Origin of the sequence: Methylobacterium durans (assembly GCF_003173715.1) — a bacterium.
Lineage (GTDB): Bacteria > Pseudomonadota > Alphaproteobacteria > Rhizobiales > Beijerinckiaceae > Methylobacterium > Methylobacterium durans.
This window is the reverse complement of the sequence record NZ_CP029550.1, coordinates 5,254,230-5,270,526: the sequence shown is the minus strand read 5'-3', so window position 1 is coordinate 5,270,526 and position 16,297 is coordinate 5,254,230. Positions and strand designations below refer to the sequence as shown.

16 protein-coding genes and 1 tRNA gene are annotated in these 16,297 nt (G+C 67.3%); 6 read left to right on the top strand and 11 right to left on the bottom strand.

Going from position 1 to position 16,297, the window contains the following annotated elements:
• Positions 1-228 precede the first annotated feature (228 nt).
• On the bottom strand, positions 229-855 hold the full coding sequence (locus DK389_RS24300) for a hypothetical protein (protein ID WP_162560820.1): 627 nt from the start codon (positions 853-855) through the stop codon (positions 229-231).
• Between the two features lie 168 nt (positions 856-1,023).
• Here DK389_RS24300 and DK389_RS32810 point away from each other — a divergent pair, with 168 nt between their 5' ends.
• The 4 genes from DK389_RS32810 (at position 1,024) to DK389_RS24285 (ending at position 5,778) form a co-directional block, all read left to right on the top strand.
• A complete protein-coding gene (locus DK389_RS32810; protein ID WP_162560819.1) occupies positions 1,024-1,614 on the top strand; it encodes a cytochrome P450 family protein in 591 nt (196 codons plus the stop codon).
• Positions 1,515-2,276: a cytochrome P450 gene (locus DK389_RS24290; protein ID WP_162560818.1), complete on the top strand. Its 762-nt coding sequence runs from the start codon at positions 1,515-1,517 to the stop codon at positions 2,274-2,276. Before DK389_RS32810 ends, DK389_RS24290 begins: the two co-directional genes overlap by 100 nt.
• Positions 2,277-2,635: 359 nt before the next feature.
• Entirely contained in the window at positions 2,636-3,571 is a 936-nt protein-coding gene (locus DK389_RS35765; RefSeq protein WP_236960332.1) for a PAS domain-containing protein, read from the top strand.
• Positions 3,493-5,778, top strand: coding sequence for a PAS domain-containing protein (locus tag DK389_RS24285; protein ID WP_236960330.1), 2,286 nt, complete (start codon positions 3,493-3,495; stop codon positions 5,776-5,778). Before DK389_RS35765 ends, DK389_RS24285 begins: the two co-directional genes overlap by 79 nt.
• Before the next feature lie 183 nt (positions 5,779-5,961).
• Here DK389_RS24285 and DK389_RS24280 read toward each other — a convergent pair whose 3' ends face one another.
• The 8 genes from DK389_RS24280 to DK389_RS24245 all read right to left on the bottom strand — a co-directional run bounded on the left by DK389_RS24280 (position 5,962) and on the right by DK389_RS24245 (position 12,243).
• A complete protein-coding gene (locus DK389_RS24280; protein WP_162560817.1) occupies positions 5,962-6,945 on the bottom strand; it encodes a serine hydrolase in 984 nt (327 codons plus the stop codon).
• A gap of 992 nt (positions 6,946-7,937) precedes the next feature.
• Positions 7,938-8,423 (bottom strand): ribosome hibernation-promoting factor, HPF/YfiA family, encoded by a 486-nt coding sequence (gene hpf, locus DK389_RS24275; RefSeq protein ID WP_109893450.1) that lies wholly within the window; start codon positions 8,421-8,423, stop codon positions 7,938-7,940.
• Positions 8,424-8,725: 302 nt separating this feature from the next.
• Positions 8,726-9,472, bottom strand: a complete 747-nt coding sequence (locus tag DK389_RS24270) for an NADH dehydrogenase ubiquinone Fe-S protein 4 (protein ID WP_109893448.1) — start codon at positions 9,470-9,472, stop codon at positions 8,726-8,728.
• A gap of 26 nt (positions 9,473-9,498) precedes the next feature.
• Positions 9,499-9,843, bottom strand: coding sequence for a hypothetical protein (locus DK389_RS24265; protein ID WP_109893446.1), 345 nt, complete (start codon positions 9,841-9,843; stop codon positions 9,499-9,501).
• 14 nt (positions 9,844-9,857) lie between these two features.
• Positions 9,858-10,283 carry a hypothetical protein gene (locus DK389_RS24260; RefSeq protein ID WP_236960328.1) on the bottom strand — a complete coding sequence of 142 codons (426 nt, stop codon included), beginning with the start codon at positions 10,281-10,283 and terminating at the stop codon, positions 9,858-9,860.
• Between the two features lie 118 nt (positions 10,284-10,401).
• The gene (locus tag DK389_RS24255) at positions 10,402-10,926 is read right to left on the bottom strand and encodes an Hsp20/alpha crystallin family protein (RefSeq protein ID WP_109893444.1); all 525 of its coding nucleotides are present in this window, start codon (positions 10,924-10,926) and stop codon (positions 10,402-10,404) included.
• 94 nt (positions 10,927-11,020) lie between these two features.
• A complete protein-coding gene (locus DK389_RS24250) occupies positions 11,021-11,503 on the bottom strand; it encodes an Hsp20 family protein (RefSeq protein WP_109893442.1) in 483 nt (160 codons plus the stop codon).
• A 664-nt stretch (positions 11,504-12,167) separates the two neighbouring features.
• Positions 12,168-12,243, bottom strand: a tRNA-Ala gene (locus DK389_RS24245).
• A gap of 115 nt (positions 12,244-12,358) precedes the next feature.
• Here DK389_RS24245 and DK389_RS24240 point away from each other — a divergent pair.
• A complete protein-coding gene (locus DK389_RS24240; protein WP_109893440.1) occupies positions 12,359-12,661 on the top strand; it encodes a YggT family protein in 303 nt (100 codons plus the stop codon).
• A 35-nt stretch (positions 12,662-12,696) separates the two neighbouring features.
• Entirely contained in the window at positions 12,697-13,743 is a 1,047-nt protein-coding gene (locus tag DK389_RS24235; RefSeq protein WP_109893438.1) for a MaoC family dehydratase, read from the top strand.
• A 69-nt stretch (positions 13,744-13,812) separates the two neighbouring features.
• On the opposite strand, the gene DK389_RS24230 is transcribed toward DK389_RS24235, so the two are convergent.
• Positions 13,813-14,616, bottom strand: a complete 804-nt coding sequence (locus tag DK389_RS24230; protein ID WP_109893436.1) for a TSUP family transporter — start codon at positions 14,614-14,616, stop codon at positions 13,813-13,815.
• Positions 14,617-14,723: 107 nt separating this feature from the next.
• Positions 14,724-16,007, bottom strand: coding sequence for an iron uptake transporter deferrochelatase/peroxidase subunit (gene efeB / locus DK389_RS24225; RefSeq protein ID WP_109896806.1), 1,284 nt, complete (start codon positions 16,005-16,007; stop codon positions 14,724-14,726).
• Between the last annotated feature and the right edge of the window lie 290 nt (positions 16,008-16,297).

Genomic DNA, 16,297 nt, shown 5'->3' with positions numbered 1-16,297 from the left:
GGCTGGGCGGCCGGAATGGGCGCACAGTTGCCGACCGGGTTTGGCCGGAAGCTGCCCGTCGGCTTTCGGCAACAGATCCGCAGAAGCGGACGCTCCGAACGGTCCAGACTACCGACTCGAAGTAGTTGACCGCCGGAACCGACAAATCGCGCGGGAAGGAGGAAGCATCTGATACCGCTTACAATGCGGCCGGCGCAGTGCGGTGCAGAGAAGCCACTGCGCCCGAAGTCAAGCGCCTTCCGTATAGCGCGCTTGCCACCGCGCCGGCCCGATGGCCTGCACCAGAACCTTCGTACCAGGGCTCGCGCCCGTGAAGCTGCCGATGTGCGGATGGCCCCCGTAGCTCAGGAGCCAGCCTGTCTGGCCGTCGACGCAGTCCACCTGCAGGGTGGCCTGACTTCCATCGGCCAGGCGCTGGATCAGCCGGACGCCTGAGCCCGAGAGGATCGAGAGCACCTCGTCCAACTCCGTGCCATCGTCAGCCTTGTTCTGGTGGAGTCGGTCAAAGCGGCTGTAATCAACACCTGCTTCAACGATGTAGAGCTGCGGATATGTGACGTTGTTGGCCACATCGAGCGTGCTGAGTTCACCGCCGTCCGGAACGCTGGGCTCTCGTCCAGATGCAACGATGACCTCCAGCAGGCGCTCGCGTGGGAGAAGGAACGCCTCACGCACGGTCACGACCTCTGCGCTTGTCAGTTTGGGTCGAGCGAGCAGCGTGCGCACATCGCCGGGAGCAGCTGTCAGGTCAATCGGCCATAGGCGTGTGCCGAAGGCAGCCAGCGCCTCGTTCGCTGCCTCAACTCCCACAACAGTGCGACCGCTCGGCTTCAGTTCGAGGCTTATCCCATCCATAGCCGCACCGTTCGTTCCACATTCTCATGCCATCAGAAACCAGTTTGATGCTGCCGTGACGTCAGATCAAGCCGCGAGGATCAGTTGCTTCGCTGATCCGGAGTGAGCTATTCAGATGCAGAGGCGCCTTGATCAGGTACAACCGGCCTCCGGTGGAGCGAGGCCGGCATGACCGAAGTTGCATCGAGCGTAGGTCACTTCGGTGAGCCCTTCTTCATGGACCGTCCGGGCGGGCTGGACGACCCCTTTGCTGATCTCGCGCGGTACCGCCAAGACTGCCCGGTGTACTACCATCCGGCGCTCGATCAGTGGTTCGTGTTCCGCTACGACGATGTCGCCGCTCTCCTGCGCGACGAGCGGCTGAGCGCTGATCGGATGAAGGGCTTCGTTGATCAGGCGCCCGAAGCCGTCCGTGGCGATCTGCGCAGCATCGAGCCGCTTCTGCGCAGCTGGGTGTTGATGCGCGACGGGGCAGACCACGCCCGGCTGCGCAAGCTCATCAACATCGGTTTCAACGCCACGGCCGTGCAGGCTCTGCTGCCCTGCATCGAGCAGGCGGCCAACACGCTGCTGAATGGGCTTGAGGGCAGGCCAGCTTCGACGTCTGCGCAGACTACGCCTTCCTGCTGCCGGCCTATGTGCTCTCGGACTTCCTCGGCGTGCCGGCGCAGGATCGTCACCGCATCGTGCAGTGGTCGGTCGACTTCATCGACTTCTTCAACATCTTCCCGATCACCGTCGACAGCGCCACGCGCATGATCGAGAGCACCAGAGCCATGCAGGCCTACACGCTGGCTCTGCTCGAGGAGCGCAGGCGTGCACCCCGCGAGGACTTCCTCGGGATCTTATTGCGTCACGCCGGGACACCTGACGGTCCGACGACGGAGGAGATCGTCGGCAACGCCATGCTGTTGCTGCTGGCGGGCCACGCGGCGGTGCGCAACCTGATCGGCAATGTCGTCTGGCTGCTGCTGACGCGACCCGACGAGAATAGAAAGCTCGATGCTGATCCGACCCTGCTGCGTGCTGCCATCGACGAGACGCTGCGCTTCGAGCCGCCGGTCACCCTCATCCCGCGTATCGCACTGGAGCCGATCAGCGTGTGCGGCAACAGCATCCCGGCGGGCGCGGTGGTGCAACTCAGCTTAGCTGCGGCCAATCGTGATCTGGCGCATTTTCCTGACCCTGACCGGTTCGACATCGCTCGCCAGCCCAAGCAGCTGATGAGCTTCGGGCACGGCCCGCATGGGTGCGCGGGTGTCAACCTCGCTCGCCTCCAGAGCGAGATCGCGCTCCGGACACTACTCTCTCGGCATCCCGAGCTCGCCCTCGATCCTGAACGCCCGATCACGTGGTACAGAACGGCGGCCAACCGTGGTCCCGTCAACCTGCCGCTAAAAACAGCAGCCATCAGGGCGTAGTGCGGAGGCCAAACGTTGAACTGGATTACAGTCAGTGGCCGATGGCGGACATTTCATTGCGGTGTCTCACGCCGACGAAATCCTGGCAGTTGTCGCGCAGGATCTTGCAAGACCCACGAGAGCTCACGCACTTGGCTAGCGCTGTTCGCGTTTGAGTGCCGTCAACTATGGCGGACGCGGATCACTGCTCGGCCGCAAACTCGCCATCTCAGCATCCGATGGCGCGGGCCCAGGATCGGGTAGTTCCTTCAGTGATAGACGTCCGATCCTGCCAATCTGCTGAGAACAAGGCTTCGCCCTAGCGCATGTTCGAGAGTGCCCAGTCTCCGACCCTGGCCTTCCTCTCGGGAGGCGGGCTCATGGGCGCGCGCATGCGCGCCCACGACTGGTCGACGTCGCCGCTTGGCCGGCCTGAGACTTGGCCGCAGTGCCTGCGCTCGGCCGTGAGCCTGATGCTCGGCTCCAAGTTCCCGATGTTCGTGACCTGGGGATCTGAGCTCGGCTTCCTCTACAACGACACCTACGCGGAGATCCTCGGCGACAAGCACCCGGCCGCCCTCGGCCGGCGCTTCTACGACGTCTGGTCAGAGATCTGGCCTGACATCTCGCCCCTGATCGATAGGGCCATGGTGGGCGAGGCGACCTGGGCCGAGAACCTGCCGCTCGTCATGAACCGGCACGGCTACGATGAGCAGACCTACTTCACCTTCTCCTACTCGCCGGTGCGGGACGACGCGGGGACCGTCGGCGGCATGTTCTGCGCCTGCACCGAGACAACGGGTAAGGTGAAGGCCGAGGAGGCGCTGCGGGCCAGCGAGGCGCGAGCGTCCGGCGTGCTGGAGGGCATGGACGAGGGCTTCATGCTCCTCGACCGCGACTTCCGCATCCTGCAGATGAACGCCGAGGGGCTCCTGCTCGAGGAGAGGCCGCCCAGCGAGGTTGTGGGCCGCTCGCACTGGGAGGTCTACCCCGGCTCAGAACGCATGCCCATCGGGCAGATGTACCAGCGCGCCATGCGCGAGCGTGCCCCGCTCACGCTGGAGCACCGCTACGTCTGGCCCGACGGGCATGCGGCTTGGCTGGAGGTGCGGGCCTACCCGCATCCGGAAGGTCTGGCCTTGTTCTACCGTGACGTGACCGAGCGCCGTGAGCGGGAGGACGCGCTGCGCGAGGCCGAGGCGCGCCTGCGCGCGCTCGCCGACAACCTGCCGGGGGCATGGTCTACCAGATCGCCATGGAGCGCGACGGCGCCAGCCGGCGCTTCCTCTACATCTCGCGGGGCTTCGAGCGCATGACCGGCGTGCCGGCCGAGGCCGCGCTGCTCGACCCAGCTGCAGCCTACGACCTGATCCTGCCCGAGTACCGCGCGAGCCTGGCTGCGGCTGAGCAGGCCGCCATCCGCGACCTGACACCCTTCGACTTCGAGGCGCCGTTCCGACGGGCCGATGGCGAGGTGCGCTGGAGCCGCATCATCTCAGCACCTCGACAGTTGCAGGACGGTTCGCTCGTCTGGGACGGCATCCAGCTCGACGATACCGACCGCAAGCAGATCGAGGAGCGCCTGCGCGAGAGCGAGGCCAAGTTCCAGACCATTGCCAACTCGATCGACCAGATGGTCTGGTCGACGCGGCCCGACGGCTACCACGACTACTACAACCAGCGCTGGTACGACTTCACCGGGGTGCCGGCGGGCTCGACCGACGGTGAGGAGTGGGAGGACATCGTCCACCCGGGCGACCGAGAGCGCACGTGGACGCTCTGGAGAGAGGCCCTCGCGGCAGGCGAGCCTTACCGCATCGAGTACCGCCTGCGGCACCACACCGGGCAGTACCGCTGGGCGCTGGGCCGTGCCCTGCCGATGCGCGACGAGGCCGGCCGGATCACGCGTTGGTTCGGCACCTGCACCGACATCCAGGACATCGTCGAGGCGCGGGAGGTGCTGGCACGCTCGCGCAAGGAGCTCGAACGGCTGGTGGCCGAGCGCACAGCCGACCGTGACCGCATGTGGCGGCTTTCGACCGACGTCATGCTGGTCGCGCGCTACGATGCTACCATCGAGGCGGTGAACCCGGCCTGGACGACGCTGCTCGGGTGGGAGGAGCGGGAGCTCCTCGGAGGCGCGTTCATGGACCTCGTCCACCCGGACGACGTCTCCGCCACGTTAGCCGAGGTGGGCAAGCTGTCGGAGGGCCTGACCACTCTCCGCTTCGAGAACCGCTACCGCCGGAAGGACGGCAGCTACCGCTGGCTTTCTTGGACCGCGGTCCCGGCCGAGGATCTTATCCATGCAGTGGGTCGCGACGTCACGGCCGAGAAGGAAGCAGCGCAAACCCTCGCTGAGACCGAGGAGGCGCTGCGTCAGGCCCAGAAGATGGAGGCGGTGGGCCAGCTCACCGGCGGCATCGCCCACGACTTCAACAACCTGCTGACCGGCATCGTCGGCTCGCTCGACATGATGCAGACCCGGATCGCGCAGGGCCGCACCGACGCCATCGAGAAGTACGCCAAGGCCGCGATGTCCTCGGCCAACCGCGCCGCCGCTCTCACGCATAGGCTCCTGGCGTTTGCCCGTCGCCAGCCGCTCGACCCGAAGCCGGTCAACGCCAACACGCTCGTGACCTCGCTGGAGGACCTGCTGCGCCGGACCATCGGTGAGGCGATCAGCCTGGAGATCGTCACCTCAGGCGGGCTCTGGCCAACCTTGTGCGACCCCCATCAGCTGGAGAGCGCGATCCTGAACCTCGCCATCAATGCGCGGGATGCGATGCCGGATGGCGGCAAGCTCACCATCGAGACCTGCAACACACACCTCGATCGTGCGTACGCCAAGCTGCACCCGGGCGTGGGGCCGGGCCAGTACATCTGCATCTGCGTGACAGACACCGGAACCGGCATGCCGCCCGACGTCATCGCCCGCGCGTTCGACCCGTTCTTCACGACGAAGCCGATCGGGCAGGGCACAGGACTGGGCCTGTCGATGATCTACGGCTTTGCCCGCCAGTCGGACGGTCACGCCAAGATCTACTCGGAGGTTGGCCAGGGCACGACGGTGAAGGTCTATCTACCCCGCCATCGCGGCACTGTTGACACCGCCGGCGCTCAGAGCGCAGCCCTGACCGATATTCCTCGGGCGGAGCACGGCGAGACTGTGCTCGTGGTCGAGGACGAGCCGGTGGTGCGTGACCTCATCGTCGAGGTGCTCAACGACCTCGGCTATAGGGCTTTGGAGGCACAGGACGGCACCTCAGGACTCAAGGTCCTGCAATCGCGCGAGCGAATTGACCTGTTGGTCACCGACGTCGGCCTGCCGGGGCTGAACGGGCGCCAGCTTGCCGATCAGGCACGCGAGAGCCGTCCGGACCTGAAGGTGCTGTTCATCACGGGCTACGCCGAGAATGCGATGTTCGGCAACGGGAACCTCGACCCAGGCATGCAGATGATCACCAAGCCCTTCCCGGTCGAAGCTCTCGCCACCCGCATTCGCGAGATGATCGAGGGTTGAGGCACGCTTGCGAAGGTGACGACCGACCGCGGTTCGCGTCTGAGCCGGAGCGCCAGCCGCCACGGTGGATGCAGGCTCCTCCCAGGCCAAGTAACAAGTGCATGAAGCGATCCGGTCCGGGCGGCCCGCAACCGCGCCGCGCTGGGTCGCCGCGACTGGGTACCGAAGCAGCGGGACGAGGCCCTACTTCGTCTCAGTGTGGGCCGCTGCTTGCAGCACCGCGCGGACGACGGAGACGTAGTCCTTGAAGAGGCCGGGAACCGCCTCGCTCGGACCGGTCCAGTTGATGGTAAAACAAAATGTGACCGGCGAGGCGCCAACAATCATCTGCCCCGCGAGGCAGAAGCAGTGGAAGTCGCCCCAGTCGAGGCTGCCGCCCTTGCCGTAAGCAGCAACGCCGCTCGGGACGGCCATGGCGATGCTGTCAGCCATGGCGGAGATCCGCTTGAACTCGGCCAGCGTCCCGAGCTGCGCGAAGACGCCGCCGAGCAGCGCCCGTCGGTACCATCGAACCAGCTCATCGGCGGTGCTCATCATCGTCTGGACGTCGTTGACCGGCGCGCGCAAGGGGCCCGGCGCAGGGCCGCCTGCCAGGAGGCGCTGAAGCTGGGTCCAGCCGAGGTCGGTCCCCGGCTCGGCGCCGGCGAGGTAGGAAACGAGGCGGCGCGTCGAGTCGGGGACGCGGGTGGAGCCTAGGCCGGCTTGGCGCACGAGGTCGCGCACGCGGTCCGGGCCGACCAGCGCCAGCGCGACGTCGGTCGCCGTGTTGTCGCTGTGGGCGATCATGGCCTCGAGCACGCTGCGCAGCGTCGTCGTGCCGGTCAGGTTGAGGAAAACGGGACTGCTCGGCGAGCGCACGGCGTCGTCGATCGCGTGTTGATCGTCTTCCGAGAGCTGGCCCGCCTCCACGGCGCGCAGGCACTGAGCCAGGATGAATGTCTTGATGGCGCTGCCGACGAACAGCGGCTCAGCGGCTCGGTGGGCCGCTTGCCAGCGCACTTCGTCGGACCCCGCCACGACAAGGCCGCTGCTCGTCACCGGCATGGCGGCGAGCTGCGCAAGGCCGTCCACGACCGGCTGGGGCGGCTGCCCTGGCGCGCTCACGCGTGCAGGCGCCCCCGCAGCCGAGGCGGCCACCTGGACGAGAACACGTCGGGTGAAGTCCACGTGCCGTCTCCTGCCTCTTGAGACGCGCACCATCCTCGGTCGCGACCAACTGGGCCGTCAAGCGCGCCGGCGACTCACGCGGGTTCCGACCCAGTGCTGCCGGTCTCGCGCCCTGGCCCCGGATCGGCAGACAGCGTCACAACGGGAGCCACGTCGGCTCGCGAAGCCGGTTGTCGGCCCCGCGGACCAAATCGGCTCGGGCCGCGTGCGCGCCGCAGGCGACGAGTCATGCGGGCTGATCACCCGAACCGGCGTGTCATCCCGGTGGGTGCTCCGGCTCGATCACAGGAGACCGCTCGCGAACTGGCTGGCATGCCCCTGATGGCTGATGCGGAAGTTGCCTCCCAAGCAGATCGCTCCTTCCTCGAAGAGCTTCTCGCGTTCCAGAAGCCGCGCGTAAGCGGATCCGCGCGAGTGCCGGGTGAGCGATCGCCGACCTCCAAAGGTTTGGTGTCGGATCGATTGTGTTGAAAAACTCCGCGGCGCGATCAAAGTCCTCTATAGCTAGTATTTGTCGCTCGATACGAACCCAGGTGTTGTAGGTTGATGTCCTCGAAAGGGGGGCAAGCGGAGTTTTTCAACACAATCGATCAAGAGCGGCCGTTCCGAAAGCACTCATCGAAGGTCTGGAATTGGCGCAACTGAGCTACACAAGCTGAGCTGCTGCAACGTCCGCTTCGGAGAAGTCGCGAGAGACGACTGAGCGGCCGGGATGGGCGCTATTCGGACGGTCTGCTTCCCGACAGGGAGCTGACCTCACCTGCTACTCCAAAGCCGAACGTGCAGGTGAAAAGAAAAAGGGGCGGGCGACGGACGGGCGGTTCTAACAGTGAGCCCGGTGCAAAGCTTTCTGGTCCGGTAGAGAACGGTTTCCCTCGGCGACGGCCGTCGAAGCCGTCGCCGAGAGATAATTCGCGGCACCGGCCACGGCTTGGGGAGGCCGGACATGAGAAGAGCGTTCCTGCGCCGGCTTCCCCCTTGCTGCTCCGCAACTACTCGGCTGCAATCCGATATGGGCTATCCTGATCGAGCTCGACCGGCGTGGGCTCGCGCGCAACTTCCACCAAGTGCGTGATCGTGTGCACGGGCTGACGAACGGAAGAGGCCGCCTTGCGGCGGAGAATAGGCCTCTCAGCCAGAGCGATGTCCTTGTCGATCCGTGTTGCCTTGTCCTCCCGCAGCTCGCGCTTGGCTCTGCGAAGCTGCTTGGCGACCTTCTCCAATGCGGACCTGAATGCGGCATAAGCGTCTTTGAGCTGCGCCTCCCCGCTCATCGTCTTCAGCGTACCGACCTGGATGGTGACCGTGCATTTGTACAGCGGACCTTCCCGGTTGAAGTGGACCGAGCTGGACTCAAGGCGGCCAAAGTACTTGCGCACAGTCTGAAGAATGCTCGCCCTCGCGTACTGAGGAAGAACGTCGCCCAGATCGACATTCGAGCTCTGAACAAAAATGGACCGAGCTGCATTCTCAAGCATCACATCCTCCTTGGCGTCACAGATTGGTCAGGAAAGACAAAATGATGAACGATTTCTCATGAGACCGCACGTGTGACAGCACATCTCTTATATTGAACAGGGCGTCTGTCATTGCGGCTTCTCGGACAAACCCAGGTTTGCATTTGACTAGACTTATGATTGCTGGTGTTTCAGGTCAGCCGCTCCAGCATTGTCGACTCTCGTCCTCTACGACAAGGGCCATTCGTCTATCCGTCCCGTGAGTAGACCCGAGTGACGCCTGCCCGATGACGAAGAAGTACGTTCCGAGAGCGCTTCCTCTCTTAGGCGGCAAGCGCTTCTACATCCTGCAGCAGGAGCGGGGCAGCCGCAGCCGGAGCAAACGGCTTCGGCCGCCACGTCTCGCCCAAGCTCAGGAGCGCCGCCTTCACCTCGTCGAGGCGAGAGGGCTCGCCCTCGATCATGCCTTCCCCTGCCGCGATCTCCTTCAGGTACTCGTCCCAGGCCCAACGCTGAAGGATCTCCCGCTTGCACCCCTCCATCAGGCGCGGCTGATCGAGTACGTCCGCCGGTCTGCGGAAGACAGCAGCCGGATTGACGAAGGCACGCTCAAGATCCGGCAGTTGCGCTCGCTCAGCAGCGTCACAACCCTCGTCATCGGATTTGCGGACTGGAGCACTCAGCCCGCGCCCGAAAGCGGCCCGAGGGCGTCGACCCCACTGCCAAGGTGGGACCTGCTTCACCTGAGCTACCTGCACAGGATCTGGCTCGACAGTGAAGTCGAGACCCTGGCGCTCCGCGTAGGCCACCGCCTGCGCTCGTGTGCCGAAGGTGAGTTGCACCTGCGTTGCAAGCGTGTCGTCGCCACCAGTCCAGCCCATCAGGTCGTCGAGTTCGGGTGGCGTGCGCCGCTCGAAGCTGGGGATCCAATCGTTCTGATGCGCGCGCCCCGCCGTCTCGACCGGACGCGTACGGCGCCTGATGAGCGCGCGAGCACCCACGAGCCAGGGCGTGGGATTGACCTCCAGAGGTGGGCGATTGTGCCCGATGCCAATCACGTGTTCCTGCATGGTTGCCTCTCGATCCAGTGGTGTGGTCACGATTCGAAGGCGCCCAAATGCGCGGCGGCCTGCACGCCGAAGCTGGCCGCGAACGAGAGCAGCGCCGCGTCCCAGGCCGTCAGGTGCGGGCTGTCGGCCGGCGGCCCGGCCCGCGTGATCGCCTGACCGAGCCAGACGAAGCCTGCCAGGGACAGCAGGGCAGCGAGGCTGACCGGCATGCTCGGCATCGGCAGGACCAAGGCCAGGGCCAAGCAAAGTGCGACCGAGATGAGCCAGTCCGTGAACAGTGCCAAGTTTGCATCGAGCGATCCCCTGACAAGGTGAAGGCGGCGGCGCACGGCCGACCGCCGACGCCGATCGTCGAGACGAAAGGTTGCCATCGCTGCCTCCCGCTTCAGTTCAGCGCCTGCTCGCCGGATGTGCCGCTACACGGCTTCCGCCGAGTGAGCGCGAGCGGAAAGCGGCGGCTCCGTTCCGGGAGGTCACGATCCAGCGCCGTGTCGGCCGTGCCGGCGGCTGTGATCCCGTCGAGGGCCTGCAGGGCGGCCAGCACCGCGTGGAGCGGCACAGGCTCGGCCCGGCAGCCGGGCAGGCAGCGCAGGGTCGGACATGACTCGACCGCCCGGGCATCGGAGGCCCAGGAGGCCAAGATCGCGCGCTTCTCGGCGCGTGACAGATTCGGGTAGGCCAGCACCTCGCGCGGGTGCCGGAACACGTCGCCGAGCGCGACGAGCGCCTCGAACGGATCGACGGCCGACGCCCTGAGCGTCGCGGCGGCCATCGGACCGAGGCGCTCGATGGTTGTCTCGATCTGCTGCATGGAAACCCTCCTCCGGTGAGCAAAGGCTGGGCCGCCGGCGCCGCCTGGAGGTCCGCGCCGGCCGCCATGTCATGCGTTCAGTCGTTCTTCTCGCTCCCTGTTCGAGGGAGGCGCCCGGTCAGTGTGCCGTGACCTGCGGCGTGCCGCCGTTGATCGCAATGCGGCGTCCGCGTTCCGGCGCCTTGGCCGAGCGGGGCAGCGTCACGCTGAGGACGCCGTTCCGGAACGTGGCCTCGACCTTGTCCTCCTCCACCGCGAACGGCAGGGCGAGGACGCGCTCGAAGCGGCCGTAGGAACGCTCCGAGTAGCCGCGCTCCTTGTCCGTCGTCTCGGCCCGCTTCTCGCCCCGCAGCGTCAGGACGCCGTCGTCGATCGTGAGCTCGACGTCCTTCTCATCGAGGCCGGGCAGCTCGGCGGAGACGCGCAGGCCCTGCTCGGTCTCGACGAGCTCGACGCTCGGCCAGCCGAGGCCGCGCGTCGTCAGGCCGGGCATGCCGCCGCCGAGACCCGAGAAGACGTCGTCGAACAGGCGGTTCATCTCGCGGTGGAGCGTCAGGAAGGGGCTCGCGGGCTCGTCCCGCATCCGGCTCGGCAGGGGCGTGTTCGTTCCGCGGCTCCAAGGGATCAGATCTCTCACACTCATGCTCTCGTCTCCATCAGCATGCGTGACGTGGCGCGTCCTCCCGCGCGGGCCGGTCGGCCAGCGCGGGATCGGTGTCGGTCCGGGTCGGGAAAGCTCAGGCGGCCTTCGCGTCGCCCTCAAGCTGCGCACGCGCATTGTCCTGCCCGCCTGCGGCCTGATCGCCATTGATGGCGATGCGGCGGGGCTTGAGCGCCTCCGGCACCTCGCGCTTGAGCTCGACCGTCAGAAGGCCGTTCTCGAGCGAGGCGCCCGTGACCTTCACGTGCTCGGCCAGATTGAAGGTCTGGCGGAAAGTGCGGGCCGCGATGCCGCGGTGCAGGTACTGATGCTCACCGTCCTGGTCCTTTCGCTGGCCGGCGACCAAGAGCGTCGTGTCGTGCTGGGTGAGCTCGATATCCTCGGCCGTGAACCCAGCAACCGCCATGGTGATGCGATACGCGGCCTCGGCCACCTTCTCGATGTTGTAGGGCGGCCAGGCGGCGGACGGTTCAACCCGTTCGGCTTGGGTCAGGAGATCGAACAGCCGGTCGAAGCCGACGGACGAGCGGAAGAGGGGCGCAACGTCGTAGGTTCTCATAACCACATCCTCCTATGAGCAACGTGACTACAAGCGACGCCGGACACCGCGTGACCGGCGCCCAACTGGCGAGCCCATCTCGGGCCTCGCACGCGCGTAGCGCACCAGACAGAATGCAGTTCCAGAGGATCACGAGAAATTTGAGAGCTGCTTGCCAGCAGCATCCGCGCAGGCTGCGGCAAGGCCGGAAGCGATCCAGGTTTCAATTGCTCATGGGAATGGCTTTGTGAGTTTCAAAACCTCCCGGCGGTGATGTCCACTTTGGAGACGCCGCCTGAGCTGGCTGAATGGCCGGAATGGGCGCAAAGGAGAAGGGCCGCTTCCGGACCCGGAGCTAAAGCTTGGCTCTTGCTTTGACACCACTGCTCTCCAACCTGGCGAGCGGTTGAGCATCAGTCCCGCCCATTCGGGGATGGCAAATGGTGTCCGCAGCAGGCTCGAACTGAGTCTCTGGAGGAACGCGAACCAGTCTCCAGCCGCGAGCGCCGGGCATCAGCGGAAACTGCTCCGTAATGCAGGAGATTGGGAGGCGATCCCACCTTCAGAAGGCAGGAAGCAGTTGTCCGTTAAGGCGCTCAGAGACGGCGCCGAACGAACCCAAGCCGTTACGCCCGGCCACACAGCGGCTTCGGAGAGCGAGGCGCTCGGTTTCACCAGGAATGCCTGGTGGAGCTGAGGGGATTCGAACCCCTGACCTCCGCAGTGCGATTGCGGCGCTCTCCCATCTGAGCTACAGCCCCGTCGAGGCGCCGGCCTTGTAGGCTTTGGCCCCTCAGCCTGTCAATTCCCGAATCTCGCTGCCGTCCCGCCGTAGCGCGGCTCGGGTGCGGGCCGACGAGGACTTCAGATCCCCGCATGAACGCCTTCATCTGGCTCTTCGACACCGTCGTTCAGCTCTTCATCTACGTCCTCATCGCCAGCGCCGTCCTGAGCTGGCTCGTGGCCTTCAACGTGGTGAACGTGCGAAACCCGATCGTCGCTCAGATCGGCGAGGTGCTCTACCGCATCACCGAGCCGGTGCTGCGGCCGATCCGCAACCTCCTGCCGAACCTCGGCGGCATCGACATCTCGCCGATCATCCTGATCCTGCTGCTGCTGTTCGCGAGCCGGTTGCTGCACGAATTCGTGCCGACGCAGACCGCCGTCTACACCCGCTGAGCCGGCATTCCCGAAGGACGAGACGAACCGACCCCATGAAGACCAATCCCGGCCGCTTCTTCGAGGATTTCCGCCTCGGCGAGACCATCCGCCACGCGACGCCCCGCACCGTCACCACGGGCGACGTCGCGCTCTACACCGCCCTCTACGGGCCGCGCTTCGCCGTGCAATCGTCGGACGCCTTCGCCCGCGCCATCGGCTTCCCGCAGAGCCCGCTCGACGATCTGCTCACCTTCCACGTCGTGTTCGGCAAGACCGTGCCCGACATCTCCTTGAACGCGCTCGCCAATCTCGGCTACGCCGAGGGTGGCTTCCGGCGCCCGGTCTATCCCGGCGAGACGCTCTCGACCGTCTCCGAGGTGATCGGCCTGAAGGAGAGCTCGAACCGGCAGACCGGCGTCGTCTACGTGCGCTCGGTCGGCTCCGACGCCGCGGGCGAGACGGTGCTGAGCTATTGCCGCTGGGTGCTGGTGCGCAAGCGCGACCCGGAAGCCAAGATCGCCGAGGAGCGCGTGCCGAGCCTTGCCAAGGTGGTCGCTCCGGCCGACCTCGCGGGCGCGATCCCGCCGATCGACCGGGCCGCCTACGATCTCGACCTCGCCGGCAGCCCCTACCGCTTCGGCGACTACAAAGCGGGCGAGCGGATCGACCACGTCGACGGCATGACCGTGGAAGAGGCCGAGCACCAGATCGCGACGCGGCTGTTCCAGAACACCGCCAAGGTGCATTTCGACGCGTTTGCCACCAAGGAGACCCGGTTCGGCCGGCGCCTGATCTACGGCGGCCACGTCATCTCGCTGGCCCGCGCCTTGAGTTTCAACGGGTTAGCCAACGCCTTCGCGATCGCCGGGATCAACGCGGGCCGGCACGTCGCGCCGCTGTTTGCGGGCGACACGGTCTATGCCTGGAGCGAGGTGGTGGAGACGGCCGACTTGGCCGGCCGCGACGATGTCGGCCTGCTGCGCCTGCGGACGGTCGCGACCAAGAACCAGCCCTGCGGCGCCTTCCCCGACAAGCAGGGCGAGGGCTACGACCCGGCCGTCATCCTCGATCTCGATTACTGGGCCTTCATGCCGAAATGATCGCGCTCACGCGAACGGGCCGAGCGATCACGAACGGGCCCCGCGCGCGTTGATCGCGATCATCGGATCTCACCCCGGGGCGATGAGGCCGAGCACGGCCTGACGCAGGGGGTTGGCCGGGTCCGAGAGGAGCCGCAGGGCCATCGCGCAGGCGATGGTGACGAGGAGCGGGCGGATGAGCCTCGCGCCGAGGCGCACGGCGAGCAGCGAGCCGATCTGCGCGCCGAGGAAGGCGCCGAGCGCCATGGCGAGGCCGATCGGCCAGACCACGTGGCCGGAAGCCGCGAACAGGCCGAGGCTGCCGAGGTTGCTCGCGGCGTTGGCGAGCTTGGTGTGGGCGGTCGCCCGCACGACGCCGAGGCCGAGCAGCGTCACGAAGCCGACCATGTAGAAGGCGCCCGCACCGGGACCGAACACGCCGTCGTAGAACCCGACCGCGGGCGCGAGGCTGAGCGCGAAGGCCGCCGGCGTCAGCCGGGCGGTGGCGTCCTCGCTCGACATGCGCTTGGCGGTGGCGAAGTAGAGGGCGATGCCGACGAGCAGGACCGGCACGCCGGCATCGAGCACCGCGCGGGGCAGGAGGCTCACGCAGAGCGCCCCGAGGATCGAGGCCCCGCCCGCCGTGACGGCGATCGGCCACGCCCTCGGCCAGTCGATCAGGCCGCGCCGGGCGAAGGCGAGGGTCGCGGAGGTGGAGCCGGCGCTGCCCTGGAGCTTGTTCGTCGCGATGGCGCTGACCGGGTCGAGCCCCGACAGGATCAGGGCCGGCATGGTGATGAGCCCGCCCCCGCCCGCGATGGCGTCGACGCAGCCCGCCGCGACCGCCACCGCGAACAGGCCGGCGATCAGCCCCGGATCGACACCCCAGATCATCCCGTCGTTCCCTGTGGGGCCCCGCGAGGGCCCCTTGCCCGAGGGCCCTTTGCCCGCACCGGCCGGTGCCGGCAGCCCGCGCCTCCATAATCCAGCGGGCCGGGACATCAAACGGCGGCGATCAGCCCCTGCCCCAGCCAGCCGCCGGGCTCGCGCACCCCGGGCAGGGCGAAGAAGTAGCCGCCGCCGATCGGGCGGATGTATTCCTCCAGCTGCTCGCCGCTGAGCCGGGTCTGCACCGCGAGGAAGCCCGCGGTCAGGTCCGCCTGGTAGCAGGCGAACAGGAGGCCCATGTCGAGCTGCCCCGCCGGCGTCAGGCCGCGGGAATAATTGTAGCTGCGCCGCAGGATCAGGTTGGCGCGGGTCTCGGCGCTGCGCGGGTTCGCCCGCCGGATGTGGGCGGCGAGCGCGATGCGGGCGCCGTCCGGGTCGCCGTCGTAATCCGGCGGGGCCCGCTCGTGGCCGCGCCCGAGAGGCGCCCCGCTCGCCTTGTGGCGGCCGATGATCGCCTCCTGCTCGCGCAAGGGGGTGCGGTCCCAGCGCTCGACCAGGGTGCGGATCACCCGCACCACCTGGTAGCTGCCCCCCGCCGCCCAGGCCGGCTCCGACCCCCCTGCCCGCACCCAGACGTAGCGGTCCATCAGCTCGGCGTTGCGGGCGTCGAGGTTGGCCGTGCCGTCCTTGAAGCCGAGCAGGTTGCGCACCGTGTCGGCGCCCATCGACTTCACCACGTGCGGGGGCAGGAAGCCCTCGATCTTCCAGCGCACCGTGGCGAGGCCCGGCAGGTGCTTGAGCACGTCGCGCAGGGCGTGGATGTTGGTCTCGGCGGTGTTGGCGCAGAGCTGCAGCATCAGGTCGCCGTGGCACTGGCTGGCGTCGAGGGCGTCGTTGGGGAAGCGCTCCATCTGGCCAAGGCGGCGGGGCCGGAGCTTGGCGAGGCCGAAGCGATAGTCGAACAGGCTGGCCCCGACCGAGAGGGTGGCGGTGAGGTTGTCGGGGAAGACGACCGGCCCGAGCAGGCCGGAATCGGGGGCGGGCAGGCGCGGGTCGATCTCGGGCACCGGGCCGCCCTTCGTCAGGAAGGCGAGCCGCTCGGTGAGGATCCGCAGGAGGTGGGCGAGCTCGTCCCGGTTCTCGGCGAGCACGTCGAAGGCGGCGTAGAGCACGCTCGCGGGCTGCGGCGTGACGATGCCGGCCTGATGGAAGCCGTAGAAGGGTTGGGCGTCCCGGGTGCCGTCGCTGCGCGCGTCCGGCATCGTCTCGCCGAGCGGTGCCTGCGGCGGCGCCCCCTCGCTCGCCCGCGCCGGCAGCGCCAGCATTCCGGCCGCCCCGAGCGCCCCGATCAGCCCGCGCCGCGACGGACCTGACCCGCCTGCCCCCTGCCCGCTCATGATGCTCCTCCGGTTCGCGCCGTCCGCGCTGTGCATCGGCGCCCGGCGCTGTCCGGGGATGCGCGACGGGGCGCCCAGCCCCGGTTCGGGCTTGCCGGTTCGCGCATCGCCCCGGAGCCTCCGAAACGTCTCGGGACACGAGCGCGGGCCCCCTCTCCCGTTCGGGAGAGGGACCGGGTGAGGGGTGCCACCTCTCCGGATAGACCTCCACCCCTCACCCGGTCCGCCTGCGGCGGACTCGACCTCTCCCGAACGGGAGAGGTGGGGCGACGCGTCATGCGCGCACCCGC